The organism is Enterobacter cloacae complex sp. IR5459 (assembly GCF_049238005.1).
GTDB classification, from domain to species: Bacteria; Pseudomonadota; Gammaproteobacteria; order Enterobacterales; family Enterobacteriaceae; genus Enterobacter; species Enterobacter hormaechei_C.
This window is the reverse complement of sequence record NZ_JBMKIG010000006.1, coordinates 107,638-134,309: the sequence shown is the minus strand read 5'-3', so window position 1 is coordinate 134,309 and position 26,672 is coordinate 107,638. Positions and strand designations below refer to the sequence as shown.

The window sequence follows — 26,672 nt, the reverse complement described above, 5'->3', positions numbered from 1 at the left end:
CCCGGTTTCCTGTTATGCCTGGACAGCCTGTCCGGACAACTTCACCTTCAACAAGGTGTAACCCATAACCGCGGCCAGGAACGACCCGATAAGAATGCCGAGTTTCGCCCAGACGATAAGCTCAGGCGCGCTTGCGCCAAACGCCAGCGTCGAGATAAAGATCGACATGGTGAATCCAATACCGCACAGCACGCCAACGGCCATAATCTGGCTAAAGGTGGTTCCGTTTGGCAATGACGCCAGCTTCAGCTTCAGCGCCAGCCAGCAGAACAGGCTGATGCCCAGCGGCTTACCAATAAACAGACCGGCGATGATACCCAGCGGCAGCACAGAGGTGAGTCCGTCCAGGGTAACCCCGGCCAGGGAAACACCCGCGTTGGCAAACGCAAACAGCGGCAGGATCATAAAACCCACCCACGGATGAAGCACATGCTCCAGCTGTCTGGCAGGCGATTTGCCGTCCTGTTCCTTCAGCGGAATAAAGAAGCCAACGATGACGCCCGCCAGCGTGGCATGCACGCCAGACTTCAGCACCGCCGTCCACAGCACCATCCCCACCAGAATATAAATCCCCGTGCGTCGAACGTTGAAGACGTTCAGCAACGCCAGCACCGCAATAGCCACGGCCGCCACGCTCAGCGACAGAACGGACAGATCGCTGGTGTAGAACAGCGCGATAATCACGATAGCGCCAAGATCATCGATAATCGCCAGCGCCATCAGGAAAATTTTCAGTGCTACCGGGACGCGGCTACCGAGCAAGGCTAAGACCCCGAGCGCAAACGCGATATCCGTTGCGGCCGGGATCGCCCAGCCGTCACGAGCAACCGGATCCTGCCACGCAAATGCGAGAAAGAGCAACGCCGGAACGATCATCCCGCCAATAGCCGCGATCACCGGAAACGCCGCACGCTGACGGCTGGCAAGCGAACCGCTCACCAGCTCACGTTTAACTTCCAGGCCCACCAGCAGGAAGAACACCGCCATCAGCGCATCGTTGATCCACAGCAGCATGTTCTTATTAATTTCCAGCGCCCCGACCTTCAGCTCGACGGGCGTTTCCAGAAATGCGTGATAGAGATCGCGTGTCATGCCCATATTGGCGAGCAGCATGGCAGCCGCTGCAGCAATAATCAGGATGACGCCGCCGGATGCCTCACTGCTAAAGAAACGGTGTAGTAATTTCACGTTTAAACTCTCTTTTACAACAATACCTCGGTAAAACCATAATATCAGCGCAAACAGATCGGTAAAAACAGATTAATATTGGTTATAGATTCAGTTTAACCGAGGTATAACGCTATAAAGCAAAAAGCCCGGAATCGCTTCCGGGCTTTAAATGATAGTAACCAGCTGGCGGGTTAGCGGGTTAAATCGTCGAAGAATTTTTTGACGCCATCGAAGAAGCTTTTGGAGCGCGGGCTGTTTTTCTCACCTGTCGGGCCACCAAAGCTTTCCTGAAGCTCTTTCAGCAGCTGTTTCTGCTTATCGTTCAGGCCGACCGGCGTTTCTACGACCACGCGGCATAACAGGTCACCCTGCGCGCCACCGCGAACGGATTTAACGCCTTTGCCGCGCATGCGGAACAGTTTCCCGGTCTGGGTTTCGCCAGGGATTTTCAGGTTAACGCGACCGTCCAGCGTCGGCACTTCGATTTCGCCGCCCAGCGCCGCCATCGCAAAGTTGATCGGCACTTCACAGTACAGGTTGTTACCTTCACGCTCGAAGATGGCGTGCTGCTTCACCTGAACCTGAACGTACAGATCGCCTGCCGGTGCGCCGTGCTCGCCGGCTTCACCCTCACCTGCCAGACGGATGCGGTCGCCCGTATCGACGCCTGCCGGGATCTTAACGGACAGCGTTTTGGTTTTCTCCACGCGACCGTGACCATGACATTTGGTGCACGGATCTTTAATCAGCGTACCGCGACCATGACAGTGCGGACAGGCCTGCTGCACCGCGAAGAAGCCCTGGCGCATCTGCACCTGACCGGAACCGTGACAGGTTGGGCAGGTCTGTGGCTGAGTCCCCGCTTTCGCACCGCTGCCGTGGCAAACGTCACACTCTTCCAGCGTCGGAATACGGATCTCTTTGGTGACGCCGCGAACCGCTTCTTCCAGCGTCAGGTCCATGTTGTAGCGCAGGTCTGCGCCGCGCGCCGCGCGCTGACGGCCACGCCCGCCACCGAAGATATCGCCAAATACATCACCAAAGATATCGCTGAAATCAGCGCCGCCGCCGAAGCCGCCGCCACCAAATCCACCGCCGCCCATGCCGCCCTGTTCAAAGGCCGCGTGTCCGTACTGATCATAGGCCGCACGTTTTTGTGCATCGGTCAGGACTTCGTAGGCTTCTTTAATCTCTTTAAATTTGGCTTCAGCCTCTTTGTCACCCTGATTACGGTCAGGGTGGAATTTCATGGCCAGGCGCTTATACGCCTTTTTGATTTCACGCTCTTCCGCAGTTTTCGGAACGCCTAAAATCTCGTAATAGTCTTGCTTTGCCATTGGTTTTTTTAAGCCCCTTAACATGCGAGCACGGGCGTGGAGAATAATTCTCCTACGCCCGTGCCGATTACTTACCCTGCATCAGGGCGATTATTTTTTGTCTTTCACTTCTTCGAACTCAGCGTCGACAACATCGTCGTCTTTCGCGTTGTTCGCCGAAGCATCAGCGCCCGCCTGCTGCTGTGCGTGCTGCTGCTGAGCGATTTCCATCAGCTTCTGAGAAACCTGTGCCAGCTCCTGCATCTTCGCTTCGATGTCCGCTTTGTCTTCGCCTTTTAGAGACGTTTCCAGCGCGCTCAGTGCAGTTTCGATTGCAGTTTTGTCTTCCGCTGGCAGTTTATCGCCCGCTTCTTCAACCTGCTTACGGGTGCTGTGCAGCAGATGGTCACCCTGGTTACGGGTCTGAACCAGCTCTTCAAACTTACGGTCGGATTCCGCGTTAGCTTCGGCATCACGAACCATTTTTTCGATTTCCGCTTCGTTCAGGCCAGAAGATGCCTTGATGGTAATCTTCTGCTCTTTACCGCTGTTTTTGTCTTTCGCAGACACGTGCAGGATACCGTCAGCATCGATGTCGAAGGTGACTTCGATCTGTGGCATGCCGCGTGGTGCCGGGTTAATACCGTCCAGGTTGAACTGACCAAGAGATTTGTTATCCGCCGCGCGCTTACGCTCACCCTGAATCACATGGATGGTTACCGCAGACTGGTTGTCTTCAGCGGTAGAGAACACCTGGCTGTGTTTCGTCGGGATAGTGGTGTTTTTGTTGATGAGCGGAGTCATCACGCCACCCATGGTTTCGATACCCAGAGACAGCGGGGTAACGTCCAGCAGCAGTACGTCTTTCACTTCACCGGTCAGTACACCACCCTGAACCGCAGCACCGATAGCAACCGCTTCGTCCGGGTTCACGTCTTTACGTGGCTCTTTACCAAAGAATTCAGCCACTTTCTTCTGAACCATCGGCATACGAGTCTGACCACCTACCAGGATAACGTCCTGAATGTCAGACACGGACAGGCCAGCGTCCTGCAATGCAACTTTCAGTGGCTCGATAGAACGGTTCACCAGGTCTTCTACCAGGCTTTCCAGTTTCGCACGGGTCACTTTGATGTTCATGTGTTTTGGACCGGTCGCGTCTGCAGTGATGTAAGGCAGGTTCACGTCGGTCTGCTGAGCGGAAGACAGCTCGATCTTCGCTTTCTCAGCGGCTTCTTTCAGGCGCTGCATAGCCAGCGGGTCGTTACGCAGGTCAATGCCCTGATCTTTCTTGAACTCGTCAACGAGGTAGTTGATCAGACGGGTATCGAAGTCTTCACCACCCAGGTGGGTATCACCGTTGGTTGCCAGAACTTCGAAGGTTTTTTCGCCGTCAACATCGTCGATTTCGATAATAGAAATATCGAAGGTACCACCACCCAGGTCGTAAACCGCGATAGTACGGTTGCCAACTTCTTTATCCAGACCGTAAGCCAGTGCTGCTGCGGTTGGTTCGTTGATGATACGTTTTACTTCCAGGCCTGCGATACGGCCAGCATCTTTGGTTGCCTGACGCTGAGCATCGTTGAAGTAAGCAGGTACGGTGATAACAGCTTCAGTTACCGGTTCACCCAGGTAATCTTCCGCAGTTTTCTTCATTTTCTTCAGCACTTCAGCAGAGATCTGCGGAGGTGCAGTTTTGGTGCCTTTCACATCAAGCCATGCATCGCCGTTATCGGCTGCGATGATTTTGTAAGGCATGATGGAAACGTCACGCTGAACTTCTTCGTCCTGGAAGCGGCGGCCAATCAGGCGTTTGATCGCAAACAGGGTGTTTTGCGGGTTTGTCACTGCCTGACGTTTAGCCGGCTGACCAACCAGAGTTTCACCATCCTGGGTATAAGCAATGATAGAAGGCGTGGTGCGATCGCCCTCGGCGTTCTCCAGCACACGTGCAGTAGTGCCATCCATAATCGCTACACAAGAGTTGGTAGTACCCAGGTCGATACCAATAATTTTACCCATCTAAACGTCTCCACTAAAAATTCAGTCAACATGTGGTTGTGTACCTGTAATAAGGGCAGAACGTGCTTTTTCAACTGCCCAGATTTGATTTTTTTCAGGTCCACACACTGCGGTTGCTTACAAGATGGGGTCACAACGGCATCCATCAAGGGGGAAGGATAAAAAATTTTTTAATTTCACCCCGATGAGATCATAGACGGCGTCGATGCCGCCCATTATGATGCCGCGCCCCGTCAGGGAGAACTGGCGCGGGTTTAACCATTTCACCATATTAATGATGATTTTTTGAGGACTTATGGGCAACACTAAGTTGGCTAATCCGGCTCCGCTGGGCCTGATGGGTTTTGGCATGACCACCATTCTGCTGAACCTGCACAATATCGGGATGTTCCCGATGGACGGCATTATCCTGGCGATGGGCATTTTTTACGGCGGTATCGCACAAATCTTTGCGGGCCTGCTGGAATATAAGAAAGGCAACACCTTCGGCTTAACCGCCTTTACCTCTTACGGTTCTTTCTGGCTGACTCTGGTCGCGATTCTGCTGATGCCTAAAATGGGCCTGGCGGAGGCGGCAAACGCCCATTTCCTGGGCGTGTACCTGGGACTGTGGGGCGTGTTCACCCTGTTCATGTTCTTTGGCACCCTCAAGGCGAACCGCGCGCTGCAATTCGTCTTCCTGAGCCTGACCGTCCTGTTCGCCCTGCTGGCCATCGGTCACCTGGCGGATAACGAAGGCATCGTTCACGTTGCCGGCTGGGTCGGTCTGGTTTGCGGCGCAAGCGCAATCTACCTGGCCATGGGTGAAGTGCTGAACGAGCAGTTCGACCGCACCATTCTACCGATTAGTGAAAAACACTGATCCCTCTGTCGTGCCCGCGTCGCGGGCACGACGCCCCTCTGACTGGCGAAGCCACATCCCCAATACCAGCCCCATCAGCGATAACGCCAGCACGTACCACGCAGGTGCAAGGGGCGACAGCCCCATCAACACCGTCACCACAATCGGGGTCAGCCCGCCGAAAATGGCATACGAGACGTTATAAGAGAAAGAGATTCCGGTGAAGCGTACCTCCGGCGGAAAGGCGCGGACCATCACGTACGGTACGGCGCCAACGACGCCCACACACAGCCCGACGACACCGTACAGCAGGAACAGCTGTTCAGGATGGGTGCCCGCAAGATGATAGAATGCCCAGCTCGACGCGGCCAGCAGCAGGCTGCCGACAATAAAGGTCACGCTGGCGCCGAAACGATCCGCCGCCAGCCCGGCGGCCAGACAGCCAAAGCAGAGCATAATTGTCGCGATACTGTTCGCCTGTAACGTCACGGCAGGCGCAAAACCGTACTGTTTTTGCAGCCAGACCGGCGACATCAAAATGACCACCACGATACCCGCAGACAGCAGCCAGGTCAGAAGCATCGACACGACTACCGCTTTTTTATGCCGCACCACCACGGTTTTCACCGGCAGTTCTTGCGCCAGCGCCTTCCGCTGCTGCATTTCCAGAAATATTGGCGTCTCCTGCAACCAGCGTCGCAGGTACATTGCCACCAGCCCGAACGCCCCGCCCAGCAGGAACGGGATACGCCAGCCCCAGTCATGAACGGCCTGTTGCGTCATGCTGGTATTGATGATGGTTGCAACCACGGAGCCAAGCAGGATCCCGATCGTCAGCCCTGCGGTCAGCGTTCCGCACGCAATGCCGATGCGGCGCACCGGGACATGCTCAGCGACAAACACCCAGGCGCCAGGCACTTCCCCGCCGATGGCCGCACCCTGGAGAATACGCATCAGCAGCAGCAATAACGGGGCGATAATGCCCATCGACTCATAGGTAGGCAAAAGGCCAATCGCCAGCGTCGGCACGGCCATTAGCAGGATGCTGAGGGTAAACATCTTCTTGCGCCCAACCAGATCGCCAAAGTGCGCCATGACAATGCCGCCCAGCGGACGCGCCAGATACCCGGCAGCGAAAATGCCGAAGGTTTGCACCTGACGCAGCCATTCCGGTATATCCGCCGGGAAAAACAGCGCCCCCACAACGGCGGCGAAGAAGACAAAGATGATGAAATCGTAAAACTCCAGCGCGCCGCCCAGGGCAGCGAGCGTGAGGGTTTTGTAGTCCTGTCGATTCAGAGGTCGGGTATTATGTGACATAGCGAACCATTGTGCATGTGTTGTGGATTATTTTTTACAGCAATCGTAAAGAAAAAATTACTATATCGTAAATCCATTTACACGCTACTGCGGCTGGCGCTTATGTCACATTTTAATCATTTTCAGGAGATTGTTTCGCGGCGAGCGCTTTTAGGGCGAAATGCTGCTACCACGTTGCCGTCAGTTTCCACGTACGGACCGTCAAGCAGTTGTATACAATACGGTACACTTGCAAAGATACCGTGGACGATAACGCTGCCGTCCTCGGCTTTTACCCCTTCCAGCGTCTCTTTTATCGACTTCGGCTGCCCCGGCAGGTTCAGGATCAGCGCCTGTTTGCGGATCACCCCGACCTGACGGGAAAGAATGGCCGTCGGGACAAAGTGTAGACTGATCTGGCGCATCTGTTCACCGAAGCCCGGCATTTCACGATCGGCGATAGCCAGCGTCGCGTCCGGTGTCACATCGCGGCGCGCGGGGCCGGTGCCGCCCGTCGTCAGCACAAGGTGGCAGCTCATCTCATCCACCAGCTCACACAGGGTTTGCTCGATGATCGGCTGCTCGTCCGGAATCAGGCGAGTCTGGATCTCAAACGGGGTAGTGAGCGCGCTGCCCAGCCACGCTTCCAGAGCAGGGATGCCTTTATCCTGATAAACACCGCTGGAGGCGCGGTCAGAAATCGACACTAAGCCGATGCGTAAGGTATTCATATCCATTCCATTCAAAAAGTACTGATTAAAGGGAATGATACACGCAGAGAGAAAATTCAGACAGAGGCGGGGGAAAGAGGCGTGACCGGGAGCCCGGTCACGCAGAATGATTACAGCAGGTCGCCGATCATTTTTTCCAGTTTTTCCTGGTCAATAGCAAACTTACGGATACCGTCCGCCAGTTTATCTACGGCCATTGGATCCTGGTTGTGCTGCCACAGGAACTCGGACTCGGTGATACGCTCAGGGCGCGCTTTCACTTCGCCGGTGTAAGACAGTTTACGCTCGATAGCACCTTCGCTTTCTGCCAGCTCTTTCAGCAGCGCAGGGGCGATGGTCAGGCGGTCACAGCCAGCCAGCTCGATGATTTCGCCGACGTTACGGAAGCTTGCGCCCATAACAACGGTCTCATAGCCGTGCTGTTTGTAGTATTCGTAGATTTCAGTCACAGAAATCACGCCTGGGTCTTCAGACGCCGCGTACTCTTTCTTGTCGGTGTTGGCTTTGTACCAGTCCAGAATACGGCCCACGAACGGAGAAATCAGGTATACGCCAGCTTCGGCACATGCACGCGCCTGCGCGAAGGAGAACAGCAGAGTCAGGTTACAGTTGATCCCTTCTTTTTCCAGCTGCTCAGCAGCGCGGATGCCCTGCCAGGTAGAGGCCAATTTGATCAGGATACGGTCGTTGCTGATGCCCGCATCGTTGTACAGTTTGATCAGGCGTTTTGCTTTGGCGATAGAGGCTTCGGTGTCGTAGGACAGGCGAGCATCAACTTCGGTAGAGATACGGCCAGGAACGAGCTTCAGGATTTCCAGACCGATGTTCACTGCCAGTTTGTCAGTGGCATCCACAACCTGCTGCGCGCGGTCATTGCTCTGTGCTTTTGCCCAGGTCACCGCCTCGTCGATAAGTTTGCGATACTCAGGGATCTGCGCGGCGTTAAGGATCAGAGAAGGGTTGGTTGTGGCATCCTGCGGCTGGTACAGCTTCATTGCCGCGATATCTCCGGTGTCAGCGACGACAGTGGTGAACTGACGAAGGGAGGTCAATTTATCCGTCATGATAGTGTTTCTCTTTTAACGTGCCCTGGATAATTCACACTACCGACAGCTTGCCAGCAGCGGAAAAATGACAGGTTTACTTGTTAGGGGGATGTAACCGGTCTGCCCTGATGATAACACGAGTGAGAGGCAGCGCAACCGCAGACAGTGCGCTTAGGCAGAGTATGATAAACTCAGAATATTAACAGGCTGCTAAGTAACAGCATGCACACTCAGTGGTAGCGCTTACATATTCACTTTGGCATCAACAAGAGGGACGTTAGTGCCTGATTTCTTTTTCTTTATTAACGAAGTCCTCTGGGGTTCGATCATGATATACCTGCTTTCAGGAGCAGGTATCTGGTTTACGTGGCGCAGCGGTCTGATTCAGTTTCGCTATATCCGCAAATTTGGCAGAAGTCTGAAAAACAGCGTCACCCCACAGCCGGGCGGCCTGACCTCGTTTCAGGCGCTCTGTACTAGCCTTGCCGCGCGCGTCGGCAGCGGTAACCTGGCCGGTGTCGCGCTGGCGATCGGCGCGGGCGGTCCGGGCGCGGTATTCTGGATGTGGGTGACGGCGATTATCGGTATGGCCACCTCCTTTGCTGAATGCTCGCTTGCACAGCTCTACAAAGAAAAAGACGGCAAAGGTCAGTTCCGCGGCGGTCCCGCCTGGTATATGGCTCGCGGACTGGGAATGCGCTGGATGGGCGTTCTGTTCTCGATCTTTTTGCTGATTGCCTATGGCCTTATTTTCAATACCGTTCAGGCAAATTCCGTCGCCCACGCGCTGCGCTTTGCCTTTAATTGTCCGGAGTGGCTGACGGGCGGCGCGCTTGCCCTTCTCACCCTGCTGACCATTGTGACCGGGCTAAAAGGGGTTGCCCGCCTGATGCAGTGGCTGGTTCCGCTGATGGCGCTGCTGTGGGTGTCAACCAGCCTGATGGTATGCGCGATACATATTGACGAGGTGCCGAACGTCATCGTCACCATTTTCCAAAGCGCGTTCGGCTGGCGCGAAGCGGCTTCAGGCGCGTTGGGTTACACCCTTAGCCAGGCTCTCACTGCGGGTTTTCAGCGAGGCATGTTCTCCAACGAAGCGGGAATGGGCTCCACGCCGAATGCCGCCGCAGCGGCCGCATCCTGGCCCCCGCATCCCGCCGCGCAGGGCATTGTACAGATGATTGGCGTCTTCACAGACACTATTGTTATCTGCTCCGCCAGCGCGATGATCATGCTGCTGGCCGGTGCCGCTGAGCAACCGTCCGGTAGTACGGCAGGCATTCATTGGGTACAACAGGCGCTGGTCTCCCTCGTCGGCGGCTGGGGCGCGGGCCTTGTCGCACTTGTCGTGGGACTTTTTGCCTTTAGTTCCATTGCGGTGAACTATATCTATGCCGAAAACAACCTTATCTTCCTGAAAGTCAATTCGCGTCTGACCCGCAACGTCCTTCGCGCGGGTGTGCTGGGAATGGTTTTCGTCGGCTCCCTGCTCAGCATGCCGTTGGTCTGGCAAATAGCGGACGTCATTATGGCGCTGATGGCCATCACGAACCTGACGGCCATTTTGCTGCTTTCACCGGTTGTAGCGCTGATCGCGCGCGATTATCTGCGTCAGCGCAAGCTCGGCGTACAGCCCGTCTTTGACGCTTCACGCTATCCCGAAATCGAGTCACAAATTGCCCCTGGCACCTGGGATGATTTGCCGCGGCAATAACAGCTATCGATCAATTCAGGGCGATTTTTTGTTAAAGTCGCTCTAAATTTCCTGCAAGGACTGGATATGCTGATTCTGATTTCACCTGCCAAAACGCTCGACTACCAGAGCCCGCTCGCCACTGAGCGTTATACCCAGCCGGAATTGCTGGACTACTCGCAACAGTTGATCCACGAGGCACGTAAGCTTTCGGCTCCGCAAATCGCTTCGCTGATGAGCATCAGCGATAAACTCGCCGACCTGAACGCCACCCGTTTTCATGAGTGGCAGCCTGACTTCACGCCCGCCAACGCCCGCCAGGCGCTGTTGGCCTTCAAAGGTGACGTCTACACTGGCCTGCAAGCAGAAACGTTTAGCGAAGCCGATTTCGATTTTGCCCAGCAGCATCTGCGCATGTTATCCGGCCTGTACGGGGTGCTGCGCCCGCTGGATCTGATGCAGCCGTATCGTCTGGAGATGGGTATCCGCCTGGAAAACGCTAAAGGTAAAGATCTGTACCAGTTCTGGGGCGATGTCATTACCGACAAGCTTAACGCGGCGCTGCAAGCCCAGGGGGACAACGTGGTGATCAACCTGGCCTCCGATGAGTACTTCAAATCGGTGAAACCGAAAAAGCTGGATGCGGACATTATCAAGCCGGTATTCCTCGACGAGAAAAACGGCAAATTTAAAGTAATCAGCTTCTACGCCAAAAAAGCGCGCGGTCTGATGAGCCGCTTCATCATTCAAAACCGCCTGACGAAGCCAGAGCAGCTCACCGGCTTTAACAGTGAAGGGTATTTCTTCGACGAGGCATCGTCAGGAAAAAACGAGCTGGTGTTTAAGCGTCACGAGCAATAAAAGACAACCCCGCCAGCTGGCGGGGTTTGTGTTAATGGTGCTTCCGGTCCGGGCGACGATCGTCATGACGGTGGTGATCGTCACGATCGCGATGTTCATCGTGCGGACGCCAGTGGTTATCGCGCCAGTCATAGTGCGCTTTCCACCAGTCATGGTCGCGCCAGCGGCCGCCATCCCAGTAGTGCCCATTATTATCCCGATCGCCAATTTGCAGTTTTACCGCGGGCACGAGGGTGATTTCAGCTGCCTGCACCGCCATCGGAGCGACCAGCATCAGTGAAAGCGCGATAAGTGCAGGTTTCAGTGTAGACATAGGTGACTCCTTATTCTTCTTGCCCAACGTGGGCCGATGTAAGGAGAGTACGTGATGGGAACGGGGGATGTTATTCTCTGCAATCCTAAACGCTAAGTGACCGCATTTATTGGGAATTTCTGCTTTTTTCCTGCTGTATTTCTCCTTAATTTCTCCATAAAAAAGCCGGGTGGCGGGGGGGGGGGGGCCCCCCCCCCCCCGCCACCCGACAAAAATCACGCTCGGGTCATCATCAGCTTACGCAGCGCGGCAAAGTCTGCGGGCAGCTCATGAGACAGCAGCGGCAGGTCGGCGCGCTCGGCCAGCTCTTTTGGCAGCGGCAGCGTTTCCCCCAGGATCGCTTCCACGCTCTCTTTGAACTTGGCCGGATGGGCGGTGCCGAGGAACAGGCCATACTCACCCGGTTGAAGCTGATCGCGCAGGGCACGATAGGCAATCGCCGCGTGCGGCTCAGAGGTATAGCCCACCGCTTTCAGCTCGCGCATGGTGGCTTTCGTGGTTTCGTCCGTCACCGCTGCGTAACCCAGATCGCCCAGACGCCAGACCTTACGGCGGAACAGCTCTTCCACACGCGGCCAGTTGTTAGGCTGTGACACATCCATCGCATTGGAGAGCGTGGCCTGAGTCGCGTTCGGCGCCCATTTTCCGTCCTTCAGGAAACGCGGCACGGTGTCGTTGGCGTTGGTGGCGGCGATAAAGCGCTTCACCGGCAGGCCGAGTGATTTCGCCAGCAGGCCTGCCGTCAGGTCGCCGAAGTTCCCGCTTGGCACGGAAACCACCAGCTGATTGCGCGCGTCCTGCGGCAACTGCGCCACCGCTTCGAAGTAGTAGCAGATCTGCGCCAGCAGACGGCTGATGTTGATGGAGTTGGCAGAGTTCAGCCCCAGCGCCGCCTTCAGCTCTTCGTCATCGAAGGCTTGCTTCACCAGCGCCTGACAGGCATCGAAATCGCCGTCGATCGCCACGGTTTCAATGTTGCCCCCAAGGGTGCAGAACAGTTTTTCCTGAAGCGGGCTGATTTTGCCTTTCGGATAGAGGATCACCACGCGGACGTTTTTCAGGCCGTAGAACGCATGGGCCACCGCCGCACCGGTATCGCCTGAAGTCGCGGTCAGAATGGTCACCGGTTTGTCGCCGCTGATGTGGGTCAGCATCTGCGCCATAAAGCGACCGCCGAAATCTTTGAACGCCAGCGTCGGGCCGTGGAACAGCTCCAGACAGCCAACGTCAGGCTCCACCTGCTTCACCGGCGCCGGGAAAGCAAACGCCGCACGCACGCGCTCTTCCAGCAGCTCCTGTGGGATTTCGTCGCCGATAAACGCAGACAGAATTTTGGTGCTGCGGGTGACAAAGTCCTGCTTCAGCAGTTCATCGATTTCGGTCAGCTGAAATTCCGGCAGGTCGTGGGGGAAGAACAGCCCCTGATTTTTGCCCAGCCCCTGCGTTACCGCCTGCGCAAAGCTGACCTGCTCGTTATGATCTTTAAGGTTGTAGAGTTTCATTCGTTATCCCAGTACTCGTGCGCCAGCCGTGTCCAGACGGCAAATATGAACAAAGCCTTCCTGATTTTGCAGGTAGTGTTTAGAGAGCCAGTCCGCCACGCGCTGCGCGGTGTCTGGCTTGTCGCATAAGGCGAACAGCGTCGGGCCGGAGCCGGAGATGCCGCACGCCTGTGCGCCGATATCCATGGATGCCTGTCGCGCTTCGTTAAAGCCCGGCAGCAGCTTCGTGCGATACGGCTCGGCAATAACGTCTTTCATCAGTTTCGCCGCCAGCTGCGGCTGTCGGGTGTAGCAGGCATGAATAAAGCCCGCCAGATGACGCCCGTGGGCGATACAGTCCTGACGACGATACTGCGCCGGCAGGATCGCACGCGCTTCGGCAGTAGACACTTTAATGCCCGGATAGGCCAGCACCCACAGCCACTCATCAAACCCTGGCACCTGCTGGCTGATGATGCCATTTTCTTCAATCATCAGTTGCATGCCGCCAAGGAAGCACGGCGCCACGTTATCATAATGAATGCTGCCGGAGATGCGCCCTTCCAGCTCGCCCATCAGCGCCAGCAGACGGCTGTTGTTCAGCGGCTTGCCGCAGTGCTCATTCATCGCCACCAGCGCGGCGACCACCGAGCAGGCGCTCGAGCCCAGCCCCGAACCAATCGGCATGCTCTTTTCCAGCGTCATGGCGACCGGCACGTTTTTGCCAATCTCCTGACAGAAGCGTTCCCAGCACTGATAAACAATATTCTCGCGCGGTTCAGACGGCAGCTTACTGGCGAAACGGCCGATGTTATTCAGGCTGAAGCGCTCTGCCGCCTCAACCGTAACCGTATCGCCCAGCAGCGAACCGTCCACCGGCGTTACCGCCGCGCCCAGCACGTCAAATCCGACGCTCATATTAGCGCTGGAAGCCGGGGCATATACTTTAACCATCTTAAACTCCTAACTTCCATGACAGGGTACGCAGCAGATCGGCAAACACGCCTGCCGCCGTCACATCATTCCCTGCGCCATAGCCGCGAAGCACCAGCGGCAGTGGCTGATAATAATGGCTGTAGAACGCCAGAGCGTTCTCGCCGTTTTTCACCTTGTACAGCGGATCGTTGCCATCCACTTCGGCAATCTTCACCCGGCAGACGCCGTCTTCTTCAATGTTGCCAACATAGCGCAATACCTTACCTTCATCACGGGCTTTCGCAACGCGTGCGGCAAAGGCATCGTCAAGCTGAGGTAAATTCGCCATAAAGGCGCTGACGTCACCGCTGTCATCAAATTCTGCTGGCAGCACCGGCTCAATCACGATATCCGAAAGCTCCAGCTCGCGGCCGGTCTCGCGCACCAGGATCAGCAGCTTACGCGCCACGTCCATACCGGAGAGGTCGTCCCGCGGATCCGGCTCGGTGTAACCCAGCTCGCGCGCGGCGCGGGTGGCTTCCGACAGGCTCATCCCTTCGTCCAGCTTGCCGAAGATAAACGACAGGGAGCCGGAGAGGATGCCGGAGAAACGCTGTAGTTCGTCGCCCGCGTTCAGCAGGTTTTGCAGGTTCTCGATGACCGGCAGGCCCGCGCCCACGTTGGTGTCATACAGAAACTTGCGGCGCGACTTACTCGCCGCCAGACGCAGCTGGTGATAGTAATCCATCGACGAGGTGTTGGCCTTTTTGTTCGGCGTCACCACGTGGAAACCTTCGCGCAGGAAATCCGCGTACTGATCGGCCACCGCCTGGCTGGAGGTACAGTCAACGATCACCGGGTTAAGCAGGTGATATTCTTTCACCAGACGGATCAGGCGGCCCAGGTTAAACGGCTCTTTCGCCTCTTCCAGCTCCGCCTGCCAGTTTTCCAGGTTCAGACCGTGGACGTTAGTCAGCAACGCTTTCGAGTTCGCAATGCCGCAGACGCGCAGATCGATATGTTTCTTCTTAAGCCACTCCTGCTGACGCTTTACCTGCTCCAGCAGCGCGCCGCCGACGCCGCCGACGCCCACCAGGAACAGCTCAATCACCTGGTCGGTGTTGAACAGCATCTGATGCACCACGCGCACGCCGGTAGTGGCGTCATCGTTATCCACGACAACGGAAATGGAACGCTCGGATGAGCCCTGGGCAATCGCCACGATATTGATATTGGCCCGCGCCAGCGCGGCAAAGAATTTGGCGGAGATACCGCGCAGGGTGCGCATACCGTCGCCGACCACCGAGATAATCGCCAGACGCTCCTGAATGGAAAGCGGCTCCAGCAGCTCTTCTTTCAGCTCCAGATAGAACTCTTCTTCCAGCGCGCGACGGGCGCGCAGGCAATCGCCCTGCGGAACGCAGAAGCTGATGCTGTATTCGGAAGAAGACTGCGTGATCAGCACCACGGAGATCCCGTTGCGGGACATAGCGGCAAAGACGCGTGCCGCCATGCCGACCATGCCCTTCATCCCCGGGCCGGAGACGCTGAACATCGCCATGTTATTGAGGTTAGAAATGCCTTTCACCGGCAGGTCATCTTCATCCGCGCTGGCGCCAATCAGCGTACCCGGCGCCTGCGGATTACCGGTATTCTTAATCAGGCAAGGGATCTGGAACTGGGCAATCGGGGAGATGGTACGCGGGTGAAGAACTTTAGCGCCGAAGTAGGAAAGCTCCATTGCTTCCTGGTACGACATCGACTTCAGCAGCCTGGCATCCGGCACCTGGCGCGGATCGCAGGTATAAACGCCGTCGACATCAGTCCAGATCTCACAACAGTCTGCGCGTAAACAGGCCGCCAGCACCGCAGCGGAGTAGTCAGAGCCGTTACGCCCCAGCACCACCAGTTCGCCCTTCTCGTTACCGGCGGTAAAGCCTGCCATCAGGATCATATGGTCAGACGGGATTTTGCTCGCCGCAATACGGCGTGTCGACTCGGCAATGTCGACGGTGGATTCGAGGTAGTGGCCCACAGCCAGCAGTTTTTCAACCGGATCGATGACCGTCACGTGGTGACCGCGCGCTTCCAGCACGCCTGCCATGATGGCGATAGAGAGTTTTTCACCCCGGCAAATCAGCGCCGCGTTGATGCTGTCCGGGCACTGGCCAAGCAGGCTGATACCGTGAAGAACGTGTTTAATCTGGGCAAATTCAAGTTCAACGGTGCTTTTCAGCTGCGCCAGCGGGAAACCAGGCTGGGCGTCGGCCAGCCCCTGAAGCAGATCGGCGAAGATACGCTCGGCGTCGCTGATGTTCGGCAGTGCATCCTGACCACCGATGGTTTTTTCAATCATCGCCACCAGGTGGTTCGTGATTTTGGCCGGGGCAGAGAGCACGGTGGCAACCTGCCCCTGCCTGGCGTTGCTTTCCAGGATATCGGCAACACGCAGAAAACGTTCTGCATTTGCCACTGACGTACCGCCGAACTTCAACACTCGCATGGTTCTACCTCATTTCCTTTAGCCGAAAAAAAAGCCCGCACTGTTCAGGTGCGGGCTTTTTTCTGTTTTTCCTGTACGCGTCAGCCCGCATCGTTACCTGTGGTAATGATGATGGTTGTAGTAATGGTGGTGATGCTGATGCGTTTCATGGATGTTGTGTACTCTGTCATTATTATCTGTCTGTGCTCTATTCTTTTAGGGTTAAAGGATCGAGCCCCTTAAGTCAATGAATTTTTAATTCGATCACAATTCGGGACATTCTCACGTCCCGCTGCGGGCAGATTTATTTTCATCGGAATACCCCAGTTGCAACCCCAGACATCAGCAGGATCGGCCATAATAAAAACCTATGGCACTATTTTACTCCGCTAATTTTTTTTCAATATCATGAAGCAATCGGTGCAGCATTGCCGTGTCACGCTGTTCAAGACGCCCCAGGCGCTGCTGTAACCAGTCCACCATTTTTTGATCGTCAGCGACGCCCAACTGCGCAAGAAGCTTATCTGCACGAACACGCAGTGCCGCCAGCTGGTTTTCATCCGAAACTGTCACCGGTGGCTGAGAAATTTGTATTAAGGATGCTAATTGATAGCAATAGACCATCACCGCCTGCCCCAGATTGAGTGACGGATAATCCGCCACCATCGGCGCGCCCGTCAGCACGTCAGCCAGCGCCAGCTCTTCGTTAGTCAGCCCGGAATCTTCTCGCCCAAACACCAGCGCGGCTTTCTCCAGCCACTGGCTTTTCTCTTCCAGCATCGGCACCAGTTCAGCAGGCGTGGCGTAATAGTGAAACTTCGCCCGGCTGCGCGCGGTCGTCGCGACGGTAAATGAAATATCGTGGAGTGCGTCGGCAAGCGTAGCGTAAGTGGTTATATTATCGAGAATATCACCCGAACCGTGCGCCACCCAGCGCGCAGCAGGCTCCAGATGCGCCGTGCTGTCCACAATACGCAAATCGGTAAAACCCATAGTCTTCATGGCACGCGCCGCAGCGCCAATATTTTCAGCTCTTGCTGGTGCCACCAGCACAATCGACAGATGCATTTACGCTCTCTTTTTAATCAGTTAGCAGGTAAAAATGTGATTCAGTTCAACATATTACGCAGCACGAATTTACATTTTTGCAACACAAATCACCGAAATAGCGTTTCATAACAATTAAAAAAAGCTAAACTATTTTGTGGCTGAACAATCAGTTAGAATGTTAACAGAAGACCATTATCCTTATGTTTTGTAATGATAATGACCATATGAATACTCTTTTGTGATTGGATTCGTACCGTTTATCAATCAATGTCCGCAACTAGTTGGTTTATTGAAAAATTGTGACAAAGGCTAGCATTCAGCTACGATGATTTCATCAAACTGTTAACGTGCTACAATTGAACTTGATATATGTCAACGAAGCGTAGTTTTATTGGGTGTCCGGTGTCACTTAGCCTGTTATGTTGCTGTTAAAATGGTTAGGATGACAGCCGTTTTTGACACTGTCGGGTCCAAAGGGAAAGTACCCACGACCAAGCTAATGATGTTGTTGACGTTGATGGAAAGTGCATCAAGAACGCAATTACGTACTTTAGTCACGTTAAGCCGATCATGTTAATTTGCGACATGCATCAGGCAGGTCAGGGACTTTTGTACTTCCTGTTTCGATTTAGTTGGCAATTTAGGTAGCAAACATGCAGACCCCGCACATTCTTATCGTTGAAGACGAGTTGGTAACACGCAACACGTTAAAGAGCATTTTCGAAGCAGAAGGCTACGATGTCTTTGAAGCGACCGATGGCGCAGAGATGCATCAGATCCTTTCTGAAAATGATATCAACCTGGTGATTATGGATATCAACCTGCCGGGCAAAAACGGGCTTCTTCTGGCGCGCGAACTGCGTGAACAGGCGAACGTCGCGTTGATGTTCCTGACAGGCCGTGACAACGAGGTTGATAAAATTCTTGGTCTGGAAATCGGCGCGGATGACTACATCACCAAGCCGTTCAACCCTCGCGAGTTAACCATTCGTGCACGCAACCTGCTGTCCCGCACCATGAATCTGGGTACGGTCAGTGAAGAGCGTCGTAGCGTCGACAGCTACAAATTCAACGGCTGGGAACTTGATATCAATAGCCGTTCGCTGATTAGCCCGAACGGTGAGCAGTACAAACTGCCGCGCAGTGAATTCCGCGCGATGCTGCACTTCTGCGAAAACCCGGGCAAGATTCAGTCTCGTGCAGAACTGCTGAAGAAAATGACCGGTCGTGAGTTGAAGCCACACGATCGTACCGTTGACGTAACCATCCGTCGTATTCGTAAACATTTCGAATCTACGCCTGATACGCCGGAAATCATCGCCACGATCCATGGTGAAGGCTATCGTTTCTGCGGTGACCTCCAGGAGTAATCCTCACGTCACGCAGTAAAAAACGGCGCATTTGCGCCGTTTTTTTTATCAATGCCACGGCATAATCGGCACCGCGCTAACCGCGTTTTTCGGTGAGCCTTCCACGACTTTGTCCGAGTAGGCCAGATAAGCCAGGGTGTTACGCTTCGCATCATAAAAACGGACCACCTGTAGCTTTTTGAACACCAGCGAGGTCCGTTTCTGGAATACAACGTCGCCCTGCGCTTTGCCGTTTTTAATTTTGTCACTCAATTCCACCGGTCCAACCTGCTGGCAGGAGATGGCCGCGTCAGACGTGTCTTCAGCCAGCCCCAGGCCGCCTTTAATCCCGCCGGTCTTCGCCCGGCTGACATAGCAGGTGACGTTTTTAACGTCCGGATCGTCAAACGCCTCCACCACAATTTTGTGGTCCGGCCCAAACATTTTAAACACGGTATCCACGGAGCCAATTTGCTCCGCCTGCGCCAGGCGCCCTGCCATCAGCGCCAGTGCTGCAAAGACTAAAACCTTGTATTTCATATTGTTACCATTCATAAAAAATTACGCTGAGCGATTATTCAACAGGTTAGATAAAAATGTAGCAAGATCACAGGATTAGAATATATCCGCACATAAATCACCATAAAAAGCATTTATGCGCAAAAAAAACACTGAATGCTAAAACGTCAAAAAATGCTATTATCCGCTAACCTGTAAACAGGCACCTGCGGCAGTTTTAAGGATGAGGATAGTATATGGATCAGGCTGGAATTATTCGCGACCTGCTCACCTGGCTGGAAGGTCATCTCGACCAGCCATTGTCACTGGATAATGTGGCGGCAAAAGCAGGCTATTCCAAGTGGCATCTGCAAAGGATGTTCAAGGATGTCACCGGTCATGCTATCGGTGCCTATATTCGCGCACGTCGTTTATCAAAGTCTGCTGTTGCGTTGCGCCTGACCGCGCGACCAATCCTTGATATTGCCCTGCAATATCGTTTCGATTCACAGCAAACTTTCACCCGCGCCTTTAAAAAGCAGTTCTCGTTAACGCCAGCGCTTTATCGCCGCTCGCCGGACTGGAGCTCCTTTGGTATGCGTCCGCCGCTGCGTCTGGGCGAGTTTGCGATGCCAAAATATGAAATCATCACCCTGCCAGAAACGCACCTGGTCGGCACCACGCAGAGCTACTCCTGTTCCCTTGAGCAGATCTCCGAGTTCCGCCATCAGATGCGCGTTCAGTTCTGGCGCGAATTTTTAAGCCACGCTCCGGCGATCCCGCCGATTCTGTATGGTTTGAACGAAACGCATCCAAGCCAGGAAAAAGATGACGAGCAGGAGGTGTTCTATACCACGGCGCTGACGCCTGACATGGCGAACGGTTACATTCATGGCTCGAAACCTGTCGTGCTGGAAGGCGGCGAGTATGTGATGTTCTCATACGAAGGTTTAGGAACGGGCGTTCAGGAGTTCATCCTGACCGTTTACGGGACCTGCATGCCGATGCTGAATCTGAATCGCCGTAAAGGTCAGGACATTGAGCGCTACTATCCGGCGCAAGATGCTAAACCGGAAGAAGGCCCTATCAATCTGCGTATGGAATTCCTGATTCCGGTACGTCGTTAACGCTGCAATTCGTCCAGTGCAGGGGCATCAAGATGCGAAATGTCCCCTGCCATCTCAACCACCCACCCCGATGCCAGCCAGGCACTTTCCTGATAGTCGATACGGGAAATGGAGCAGTTGCGCAGACGCAAACGGCGTTCGGCGTAAGCCGGCAGTCCCAGAATGGTGCTCACCAGACAACCCAGCGCGATACCGTGGCTCACCAGCAGCGGTCGGCTACCTGCCGGGAGTTTCAGGCACTCGGCCAGCGCGGCATGCATGCGCACGCTCAGCTCCTGCATGGATTCACCCTCAGGGATGCGACCATCTTCAGTGCCGTTCACCAGCGTGCGGCGCCAGCCTTCTTCGGTTTCCGTCAGCGTATCGATAGGACGTTTTTCCAGCACGCCCATATCCAGCTCGCGCAGACGCGGTTCGAGGGTCACGTCGCAGCCACAGGCATCGGCGATGATGCGTGCCGTCTGCTGTGTGCGGCCTAAATCACTGGAGATGACGTGAGTGATGCCCAGCGTTCTGGCGCGCTCCGCCACCTGCCACGCTTGCTGCACACCTTTGTCGGTGAGAGGACTGTCTGACTGGCCTTGAATACGTCGCTCGGCGTTCCACTGCGTTTCACCGTGGCGAACAAGGTATACCTGTAACATGCTTTTTTTCCGTTATACTGCGATGAATTTTTTAAATCGAGCTTAATTATGCACCATGTTGTCTCTGCTACCACCAATCCTGCCAAAATTCAGGCAATTCTAAGGGCATTTGAAGAGATCTTTGGCGAAGGATCCTGCCATATTGACGCCGTCGGCGTCGAGAGCGGTGTGCCGGAACAGCCGTTTGGCAGCGAGGAAACACGCGCTGGCGCACGAAATCGCGTGGCGAATGCAAAAGCCGCCGCGCCAGACGCTGACTTCTGGGTCGCGATTGAAGCTGGTATCGACGAAGGAGCGACCTTCAGCTGGGTTGTCATCGAAAGCCGCGAGCAGCGCGGCGAAGCGCGTTCTGCCACGCTGCCGCTGCCGGAGGTCATACTGGAGAAAGTCCGCGCGGGTGAGGCGCTGGGTCCGGTAATGTCGCACTACACCGGCATTGATGAGATTGGTCGTAAAGAGGGGGCGATTGGCGTCTTTACCGCAGGCAAGCTCACCCGTTCGAGCGTTTACCACCAGGCCGTTATTCTGGCGTTAAGTCCGTTCCATAACGCGATTTATCGTTAAGTCTGTAGGCCGGATAAGGCGAAGCCGTCATCCGGCGTTTTTCAGCAATACCGCTTCCAGCCACTGACGCAGTTCAACCGGCGCCGACTTCAGGCTGTTTGAACCACGGGTAATGGTCGCGATGCCCGCGCCCAGCTCGTTTTTCAGCTCGCGCTGGCTCATTTCGCCGCGCAGCAGTTCCTCAATAATGCGTACCCGCGTGCCCAGCGCTTCGCGTTCATCGGGCGTCAGCATCAGCTGTAGCAACGGTAAGTGCAGATCTTTGTCGTAAGACTGGCGGAGCAACTCCACAAAACGAAGCCACTCCTGATGACGCTGTTCGGCCATGGCCGAGGAATACGGGGAATGCTGGGTCATGTTATGCTGCCTCTTGTACTCTTTAGCGAGTACAGCATAACACAACCCACGCCGATCAGTAACGTCTCTGCCACTCGGCATCGCTCATCAGGGTATCTTTCTGCCCCATGAAGTAGCGATAGTAGGCGTCATAGGCCAGCACGTTCTTCACATAGCCGCGCGTTTCCGAGAACGGAATGCTCTCGACAAACGCCACGGCGTCGATACGCCCTGCGCTGTTACCAAGCCATGTCCGCACGCGGCCTGGCCCGGCGTTGTACGCCGCTGACGCGAAGATACGGTTATTACCGAACTGCTGATAGACGTACTGCAAGTAGCTGGTACCGATGTTGATGTTGGTCTCCGGATCCAGCAGCTGGGACGGGCTGCTGTAGCCTGGAATATTAAACATCTTCACCGTGTGCGTCGCGGTGCCCGGCATAATCTGCATCAGGCCGCTGGCACCCACTGGTGAACGCACTTTCGGGTTCCAGGCGCTCTCCTGACGGGCAATGGCCATCGCGTAGCTTTGCGGAATATCTTTGCCGCTGGTGTAGCGATCGAACAGATCCTTATAAGCCAGCGGGAAACGCTCTTCGAGATGATCCCAGAGTTTGCCGGCGATCGTCGCCTGCACGCTCAGATCCCACCAGCGATTATCAAACGCATAGCGGGCAAGCTGCGCTTTCTCTTCAGTGGTACGGCTGGTGACCAGATTCGCCCATTCGCTGCGCGCGGTATTATCCAGATTCCAGTACATCAGCTCGCGCACGCGCGCCATTTCCGGCCCCTGCGTCAGCGCCGGGTTCGCGTTGGCTGGCGCTTTGTCGATCTTCAGGGTGTACTCCTCGCCCAGACGCTGCGCCGCCGCCATCGGGTAGAATCCGCGCTGCTGCATCAGGGAGTGGAGGATCTCTTTGGCTTCATCGTCACGACCACGTTCCAGCAGCAGGTCTGCCTGCCAGTAACGCCATTCATCTTTCTCTTTGGCATCCATCGGCAGACGCGCCAGCCAGGTATTGAGGCCACGACGATCGCCCGTTCCCAGCGCCATGCGCACGCGACGCTCCACCAGCGAGACAGAGTTTGAACGCATCACCGCATCATCACGCCAGCGCGCCTGTTCGTCGGTGACATCTGTTCCCATCAGTCGCCATGCCACGATATCGCGCAGCTCCTGAGTTTGATCGTCATTAAGCTGCTGGGCCTGCACCAGCTGCGGGATCATCAGCCTGGCGTTTTCCACATCATCACGCGCCACGCTGGCAAAGGCCACCGCCGCCATCTGGCGGGTAAAATCGGTCGCGCCGGTGGTACGCGCAAACGTCAGGACAGTGTTCGGATCGTTTGCCAGGCCGATAACGGCAGAAGCAATGGTCTGATAATCCGCCGGCATTTGCCCCGCCAGCACGGTGACCAGCCGGGTGTTTCCGGCCTTCATCGCCAGGCGAATACGCTCCAGGTAAGAGAGCGGATCCTGCTTGCCCGAGGCGCGCCAGGCGCTGAACAGCGGGTCACAGGCGTTGGGCTGACTTTTGCCCGTCAGCCACAGCTCTTTTGCGCCGGCCCACGCTTCTTCCTGCTGGCCGGTAGCCCATTTCGCGTAATAGTAATTACACTGCGCTTCCGTCGCGCCCGGCTTGTCCGGGCTGAAGGCCAGCAGGCCGCGCCAGTCTTCGCGACGGGCAAGCTCGTTCACGAACCGGGACTTCAGGGTGCGCGCAGGCGGCAGGGTCGGGTTCGCCTGAATGAAGTTGTTCACGGTGACGGTTGGTTGATTCATCAGATCGTCAGTAATCTGGCGATACTCCAGATACGGATACAGCGGATAATCCTTCAGCGTCGGCATCAGCGCCTGCACGGTATCCATCTGCCTGTTGTCCCATGCCTGCTTAATCTGGGCATAGCGGCTACGTTGTTCGTCCAGTGAATCGGCATGCACCGCCTGGCTTACCGCCATTACGCATACGCTGGCAGCCAGCAGACGCCAGACCACCCGTTTGGCTTTTTCCACAAGCTCTTCCTCATTGTTTTTCGTCAGTTGCAGCGTCTTGCCACGTCAAAGTTACATCAACTTATGCTAACCAGGCATCCCACAACGCGCCACGTCATGGACACTTTTTTACCTTTCTTGCGCGTTTTAACACTCCCGACGTTCCTGGCTGGGATTAGGGCGTGAAAAAGGCTACACTTCGAGGCTGAAATTCATTCTCATCACGATAAAAGAGGCGAAGTCCAACGTGGCTCAATTCGTTTATACCATGCATCGTGTCGGCAAAGTTGTCCCGCCGAAACGTCATATTCTTAAAAATATCTCGCTGAGCTTCTTCCCGGGCGCAAAAATCGGTGTTCTGGGTCTCAACGGTGCCGGTAAGTCCACCCTGCTGCGCATCATGGCCGGCATCGATACAGACATCGAAGGTGAAGCCCGTCCGCAGCCTGGCATTAAGATCGGCTACCTGCCGCAGGAACCTCAGCTGAACCCGGAGCACACCGTGCGTGAATCCGTTGAAGAAGCGGTATCCGAGGTGGTTAACGCCCTGAAAGGTCTGGATGAAGTGTATGCCAAATACGCCGAGCCGGATGCGGACTTCGACAAACTGGCCGCTCAGCAGGGCAAATATGAGGAAATTATCCAGGCGCACGATGGTCACAACCTGAACGTGCAGCTGGAGCGCGCGGCTGATGCCCTGCGTCTGCCAGACTGGGATGCGAAAATCGCAAACCTGTCCGGTGGTGAACGCCGCCGCGTGGCGCTGTGCCGCCTGCTGCTGGAAAAACCAGACATGCTGCTGCTCGACGAACCGACCAACCACCTGGATGCCGAATCCGTGGCGTGGCTGGAGCGCTTCCTGCATGACTTCGAAGGCACCGTGGTAGCGATTACCCACGACCGTTACTTCCTCGACAACGTTGCGGGCTGGATCCTGGAGCTGGACCGCGGCGAAGGTATTCCGTGGGAAGGCAACTACTCCTCCTGGCTGGAGCAGAAAGACCAGCGTCTGGCGCAGGAAGCGTCTCAGGAAGCCGCCCGCCGTAAGTCTATTGAGAAAGAGCTGGAGTGGGTGCGTCAGGGCGCGAAAGGCCGTCAGTCTAAGGGCAAAGCCCGTCTGGCACGCTTCGAAGAGCTGAACAACACCGAATACCAGAAACGTAACGAAACCAACGAACTGTTTATTCCACCTGGAGCTCGTCTGGGGGATAAAGTGGTTGAAGTGACTAACCTGCGTAAGTCCTACGGCGACCGCGTGCTGATCGACGATCTGACCTTCTCCGTTCCGAAAGGCGCTATCGTCGGCATCATCGGTCCGAACGGCGCGGGTAAATCCACCCTGTTCCGCATGATGTCTGGTCAGGAACAGCCTGACAGCGGCTCTATCACCCTGGGTGAGACCGTGAAGCTGGCCTCCGTTGACCAGTTCCGCGACGCGATGGACAACAGCAAAACCGTGTGGGAAGAAGTCTCCGGCGGTCTGGATATCATGCGTATCGGCAACACCGAGATGCCAAGCCGCGCCTATGTTGGCCGCTTTAACTTCAAGGGCACCGACCAGGGCAAACGCGTGGGCGAACTGTCCGGCGGCGAACGCGGTCGTCTGCACCTGGCGAAACTGCTCCAGGTTGGCGGCAACGTTCTGCTGCTCGATGAACCCACCAACGACCTGGACATCGAAACCCTGCGCGCACTGGAAAACGCCCTGCTGGAGTTCCCGGGCTGCGCGATGGTTATCTCGCACGACCGCTGGTTCCTGGACCGTATCGCGACCCACATCCTGGACTACCAGGACGAAGGTAAGGTGGAGTTCTTCGAAGGTAACTTCACCGAATACGAAGAGTACAAGAAACGCACGCTGGGCGCAGACGCGCTGGAGCCGAAGCGTATTAAGTACAAGCGTATTGCGAAATAAAAGCAAAACGGCAACTTCGGTTGCCGTTTTTTATGTTTGTACCCTCTCCCGGTGAGAGAGGGTCAGGGTGAGGGCATCAGGCCGCACAAAATCACCCGCCCACGTAATACCGCTTCACCTCATCAAACTGCATCGCAAAGTCGATATAGCTCATCAGCGCAGGCGAATTGAGCTTACGACTCGGGTAGGCCAGCCAGAGATCGTTTCCCTCAACGCTCCACGCCGACAACACCTTCACCAGCGCGCCCTTTTCGATCTTATCTTCCAGCAGGAATGCGGGTAACAGCGTGATCCCCGCCCCGGCAATGGCGCATTCCCTGGCGTACACCAGATTATCCGTCATATGAGCGTTATCCGGCAGGTAGCGGTAATCCTCATTCTCGCTTCGCAGAAGCCACTCCGACCATGCCCGGTGCGTAATGCAGCGATGCTCCACCAGCTGTCGGGGATGAATTAACGGCTCCCGGCGTGCCAGGTAGTCGGGCGAGGCCAGCATGTAGCGCGGACAGTGCCCAATCATGCGGCCAATCAGGGAAGAATCCTGCGGTTTGCCGGTGCGCAGCGCCACGTCAAAGCCAGACTCGACCAGATCCACCACGTCGTCTGAGATCGACACATCCAGTGACACGTCCGGATAGCGAAGCTGGAACTCGGCATTCATATGCGCCAGCAGCGTCGCGCCAATTCCTGCCGGACAGGTGATCCGCAGCCGCCCGCTGGGGTTTTCTCGCAGCCGCTGAATGGCATACTCCGCGCGCTCGCTGGCCGCCAGCATCTCGCGACAGTGCACCAGATAGTGCTCGCCCGCAAACGTCAGGCTTATTCTGCGCGTCGTGCGATTCAACAGACGGATCCCCACCTGCTGCTCCAGCTGGCTAATGCGCTGGCTGACGCTAGATTTTGGCAGTTCCGCCTTCTGCGCCGCCGCGGTAAAGCTGCCCATCTCGGCCACCAGCGCAAACAGTGCCATATCCTGAAGCTGTTTAAACATGATTGTTCACTCTGTACGAACGCTGAGTTCTG

The 26,672-nt window shown here is 55.7% G+C and carries 25 protein-coding genes and 1 other annotated feature; of the genes, 7 read left to right on the top strand and 18 right to left on the bottom strand.

Going from position 1 to position 26,672, the window contains the following annotated elements; translation table 11 throughout:
* Positions 1–12: 12 nt before the first annotated feature.
* The 3 genes from nhaA to dnaK form a co-directional block, all read right to left on the bottom strand.
* Positions 13–1,188: a Na+/H+ antiporter NhaA gene (gene nhaA, locus ACOTX4_RS14410; protein ID WP_022650383.1), complete on the bottom strand. Its 1,176-nt coding sequence runs from the start codon at positions 1,186–1,188 to the stop codon at positions 13–15.
* A gap of 173 nt (positions 1,189–1,361) precedes the next feature.
* Positions 1,362–2,507: a molecular chaperone DnaJ gene (gene dnaJ, locus ACOTX4_RS14405; RefSeq protein WP_008502040.1), complete on the bottom strand. Its 1,146-nt coding sequence runs from the start codon at positions 2,505–2,507 to the stop codon at positions 1,362–1,364.
* Positions 2,508–2,597: 90 nt separating this feature from the next.
* Entirely contained in the window at positions 2,598–4,511 is a 1,914-nt protein-coding gene (gene dnaK / locus ACOTX4_RS14400) for a molecular chaperone DnaK (RefSeq protein WP_003856470.1), read from the bottom strand.
* A gap of 295 nt (positions 4,512–4,806) precedes the next feature.
* Here dnaK and satP point away from each other — a divergent pair, with 295 nt between their 5' ends.
* Positions 4,807–5,373, top strand: coding sequence for an acetate uptake transporter (gene satP, locus ACOTX4_RS14395; RefSeq protein WP_063937936.1), 567 nt, complete (start codon positions 4,807–4,809; stop codon positions 5,371–5,373).
* Here the strand turns inward: satP and ACOTX4_RS14390 are convergent.
* From ACOTX4_RS14390 to tal, 3 genes are all read right to left on the bottom strand, one after another.
* A complete protein-coding gene (locus ACOTX4_RS14390) occupies positions 5,350–6,672 on the bottom strand; it encodes an MFS transporter (RefSeq protein ID WP_003856476.1) in 1,323 nt (440 codons plus the stop codon). The genes satP and ACOTX4_RS14390 overlap by 24 nt on opposite strands.
* Positions 6,673–6,794: 122 nt before the next feature.
* On the bottom strand, positions 6,795–7,382 hold the full coding sequence (mog, locus tag ACOTX4_RS14385; RefSeq protein WP_003856479.1) for a molybdopterin adenylyltransferase: 588 nt from the start codon (positions 7,380–7,382) through the stop codon (positions 6,795–6,797).
* A 110-nt stretch (positions 7,383–7,492) separates the two neighbouring features.
* Entirely contained in the window at positions 7,493–8,446 is a 954-nt protein-coding gene (gene tal, locus ACOTX4_RS14380) for a transaldolase (protein ID WP_003856481.1), read from the bottom strand.
* A 262-nt stretch (positions 8,447–8,708) separates the two neighbouring features.
* Here tal and ACOTX4_RS14375 point away from each other — a divergent pair, with 262 nt between their 5' ends.
* Both ACOTX4_RS14375 and yaaA read left to right on the top strand, forming a co-directional pair.
* Entirely contained in the window at positions 8,709–10,142 is a 1,434-nt protein-coding gene (locus tag ACOTX4_RS14375; protein WP_023315364.1) for an alanine/glycine:cation symporter family protein, read from the top strand.
* Between the two features lie 66 nt (positions 10,143–10,208).
* Positions 10,209–10,982 (top strand): peroxide stress protein YaaA, encoded by a 774-nt coding sequence (gene yaaA, locus ACOTX4_RS14370; protein ID WP_022650381.1) that lies wholly within the window; start codon positions 10,209–10,211, stop codon positions 10,980–10,982.
* Positions 10,983–11,013: 31 nt separating this feature from the next.
* Here the strand turns inward: yaaA and ACOTX4_RS14365 are convergent, their stop codons facing one another.
* The 7 genes from ACOTX4_RS14365 to yjjY form a co-directional block, all read right to left on the bottom strand.
* Positions 11,014–11,295: a DUF2502 domain-containing protein gene (locus ACOTX4_RS14365; protein ID WP_032608469.1), complete on the bottom strand. Its 282-nt coding sequence runs from the start codon at positions 11,293–11,295 to the stop codon at positions 11,014–11,016.
* 215 nt (positions 11,296–11,510) lie between these two features.
* A complete protein-coding gene (gene thrC, locus ACOTX4_RS14360; protein ID WP_003856490.1) occupies positions 11,511–12,797 on the bottom strand; it encodes a threonine synthase in 1,287 nt (428 codons plus the stop codon).
* A 3-nt stretch (positions 12,798–12,800) separates the two neighbouring features.
* Positions 12,801–13,730 (bottom strand): homoserine kinase, encoded by a 930-nt coding sequence (thrB, locus tag ACOTX4_RS14355; protein ID WP_022650380.1) that lies wholly within the window; start codon positions 13,728–13,730, stop codon positions 12,801–12,803.
* A 1-nt stretch (position 13,731) separates the two neighbouring features.
* A complete protein-coding gene (gene thrA / locus ACOTX4_RS14350) occupies positions 13,732–16,194 on the bottom strand; it encodes a bifunctional aspartate kinase/homoserine dehydrogenase I (RefSeq protein ID WP_003856494.1) in 2,463 nt (820 codons plus the stop codon).
* Between the two features lie 24 nt (positions 16,195–16,218).
* Positions 16,219–16,336 (bottom strand) — a sequence feature (Thr leader region).
* Positions 16,275–16,343: a thr operon leader peptide gene (thrL, locus tag ACOTX4_RS14345; RefSeq protein ID WP_015572623.1), complete on the bottom strand. Its 69-nt coding sequence runs from the start codon at positions 16,341–16,343 to the stop codon at positions 16,275–16,277. (Overlaps the previous feature by 62 nt.)
* 211 nt (positions 16,344–16,554) lie before the next feature.
* Positions 16,555–17,241: a tRNA/rRNA methyltransferase gene (locus ACOTX4_RS14340; protein WP_003856496.1), complete on the bottom strand. Its 687-nt coding sequence runs from the start codon at positions 17,239–17,241 to the stop codon at positions 16,555–16,557.
* A 399-nt stretch (positions 17,242–17,640) separates the two neighbouring features.
* The gene (yjjY, locus tag ACOTX4_RS14335; protein ID WP_001541509.1) at positions 17,641–17,781 is read right to left on the bottom strand and encodes a protein YjjY; all 141 of its coding nucleotides are present in this window, start codon (positions 17,779–17,781) and stop codon (positions 17,641–17,643) included.
* A gap of 95 nt (positions 17,782–17,876) precedes the next feature.
* Between yjjY and arcA the strand changes: the two genes are divergently transcribed.
* Positions 17,877–18,593, top strand: a complete 717-nt coding sequence (gene arcA / locus ACOTX4_RS14330) for a two-component system response regulator ArcA (protein WP_003856501.1) — start codon at positions 17,877–17,879, stop codon at positions 18,591–18,593.
* Positions 18,594–18,641: 48 nt separating this feature from the next.
* Here arcA and creA read toward each other — a convergent pair whose 3' ends face one another.
* The gene (gene creA, locus ACOTX4_RS14325) at positions 18,642–19,112 is read right to left on the bottom strand and encodes a protein CreA (RefSeq protein WP_045332538.1); all 471 of its coding nucleotides are present in this window, start codon (positions 19,110–19,112) and stop codon (positions 18,642–18,644) included.
* Positions 19,113–19,327: 215 nt separating this feature from the next.
* On the opposite strand from creA, the gene robA reads away from it, so the two are divergent.
* Positions 19,328–20,197, top strand: coding sequence for an MDR efflux pump AcrAB transcriptional activator RobA (gene robA / locus ACOTX4_RS14320; RefSeq protein ID WP_003856504.1), 870 nt, complete (start codon positions 19,328–19,330; stop codon positions 20,195–20,197).
* Here robA and gpmB read toward each other — a convergent pair.
* Positions 20,194–20,841, bottom strand: coding sequence for a 2,3-diphosphoglycerate-dependent phosphoglycerate mutase GpmB (gene gpmB / locus ACOTX4_RS14315; RefSeq protein WP_006810187.1), 648 nt, complete (start codon positions 20,839–20,841; stop codon positions 20,194–20,196). The genes robA and gpmB overlap by 4 nt on opposite strands.
* A 48-nt stretch (positions 20,842–20,889) precedes the next feature.
* On the opposite strand from gpmB, the gene yjjX reads away from it, so the two are divergent.
* On the top strand, positions 20,890–21,405 hold the full coding sequence (gene yjjX, locus ACOTX4_RS14310; protein WP_022646994.1) for an inosine/xanthosine triphosphatase: 516 nt from the start codon (positions 20,890–20,892) through the stop codon (positions 21,403–21,405).
* Positions 21,406–21,432: 27 nt separating this feature from the next.
* Here yjjX and trpR read toward each other — a convergent pair whose 3' ends face one another.
* On the bottom strand, positions 21,433–21,762 hold the full coding sequence (trpR, locus tag ACOTX4_RS14305) for a trp operon repressor (protein WP_003856511.1): 330 nt from the start codon (positions 21,760–21,762) through the stop codon (positions 21,433–21,435).
* Between the two features lie 55 nt (positions 21,763–21,817).
* Positions 21,818–23,755 carry a murein transglycosylase gene (gene sltY / locus ACOTX4_RS14300; protein WP_063937934.1) on the bottom strand — a complete coding sequence of 646 codons (1,938 nt, stop codon included), beginning with the start codon at positions 23,753–23,755 and terminating at the stop codon, positions 21,818–21,820.
* 226 nt (positions 23,756–23,981) lie between these two features.
* Between sltY and ettA the strand changes: the two genes are divergently transcribed.
* Complete coding sequence (gene ettA, locus ACOTX4_RS14295; RefSeq protein ID WP_003856515.1) at positions 23,982–25,649, top strand: energy-dependent translational throttle protein EttA; 1,668 nt, start codon at positions 23,982–23,984, stop codon at positions 25,647–25,649.
* 91 nt (positions 25,650–25,740) lie between these two features.
* Here ettA and ACOTX4_RS14290 read toward each other — a convergent pair whose 3' ends face one another.
* Positions 25,741–26,640 (bottom strand): LysR family transcriptional regulator, encoded by a 900-nt coding sequence (locus ACOTX4_RS14290; protein WP_022650376.1) that lies wholly within the window; start codon positions 26,638–26,640, stop codon positions 25,741–25,743.
* Positions 26,641–26,672: the final 32 nt, after the last annotated feature.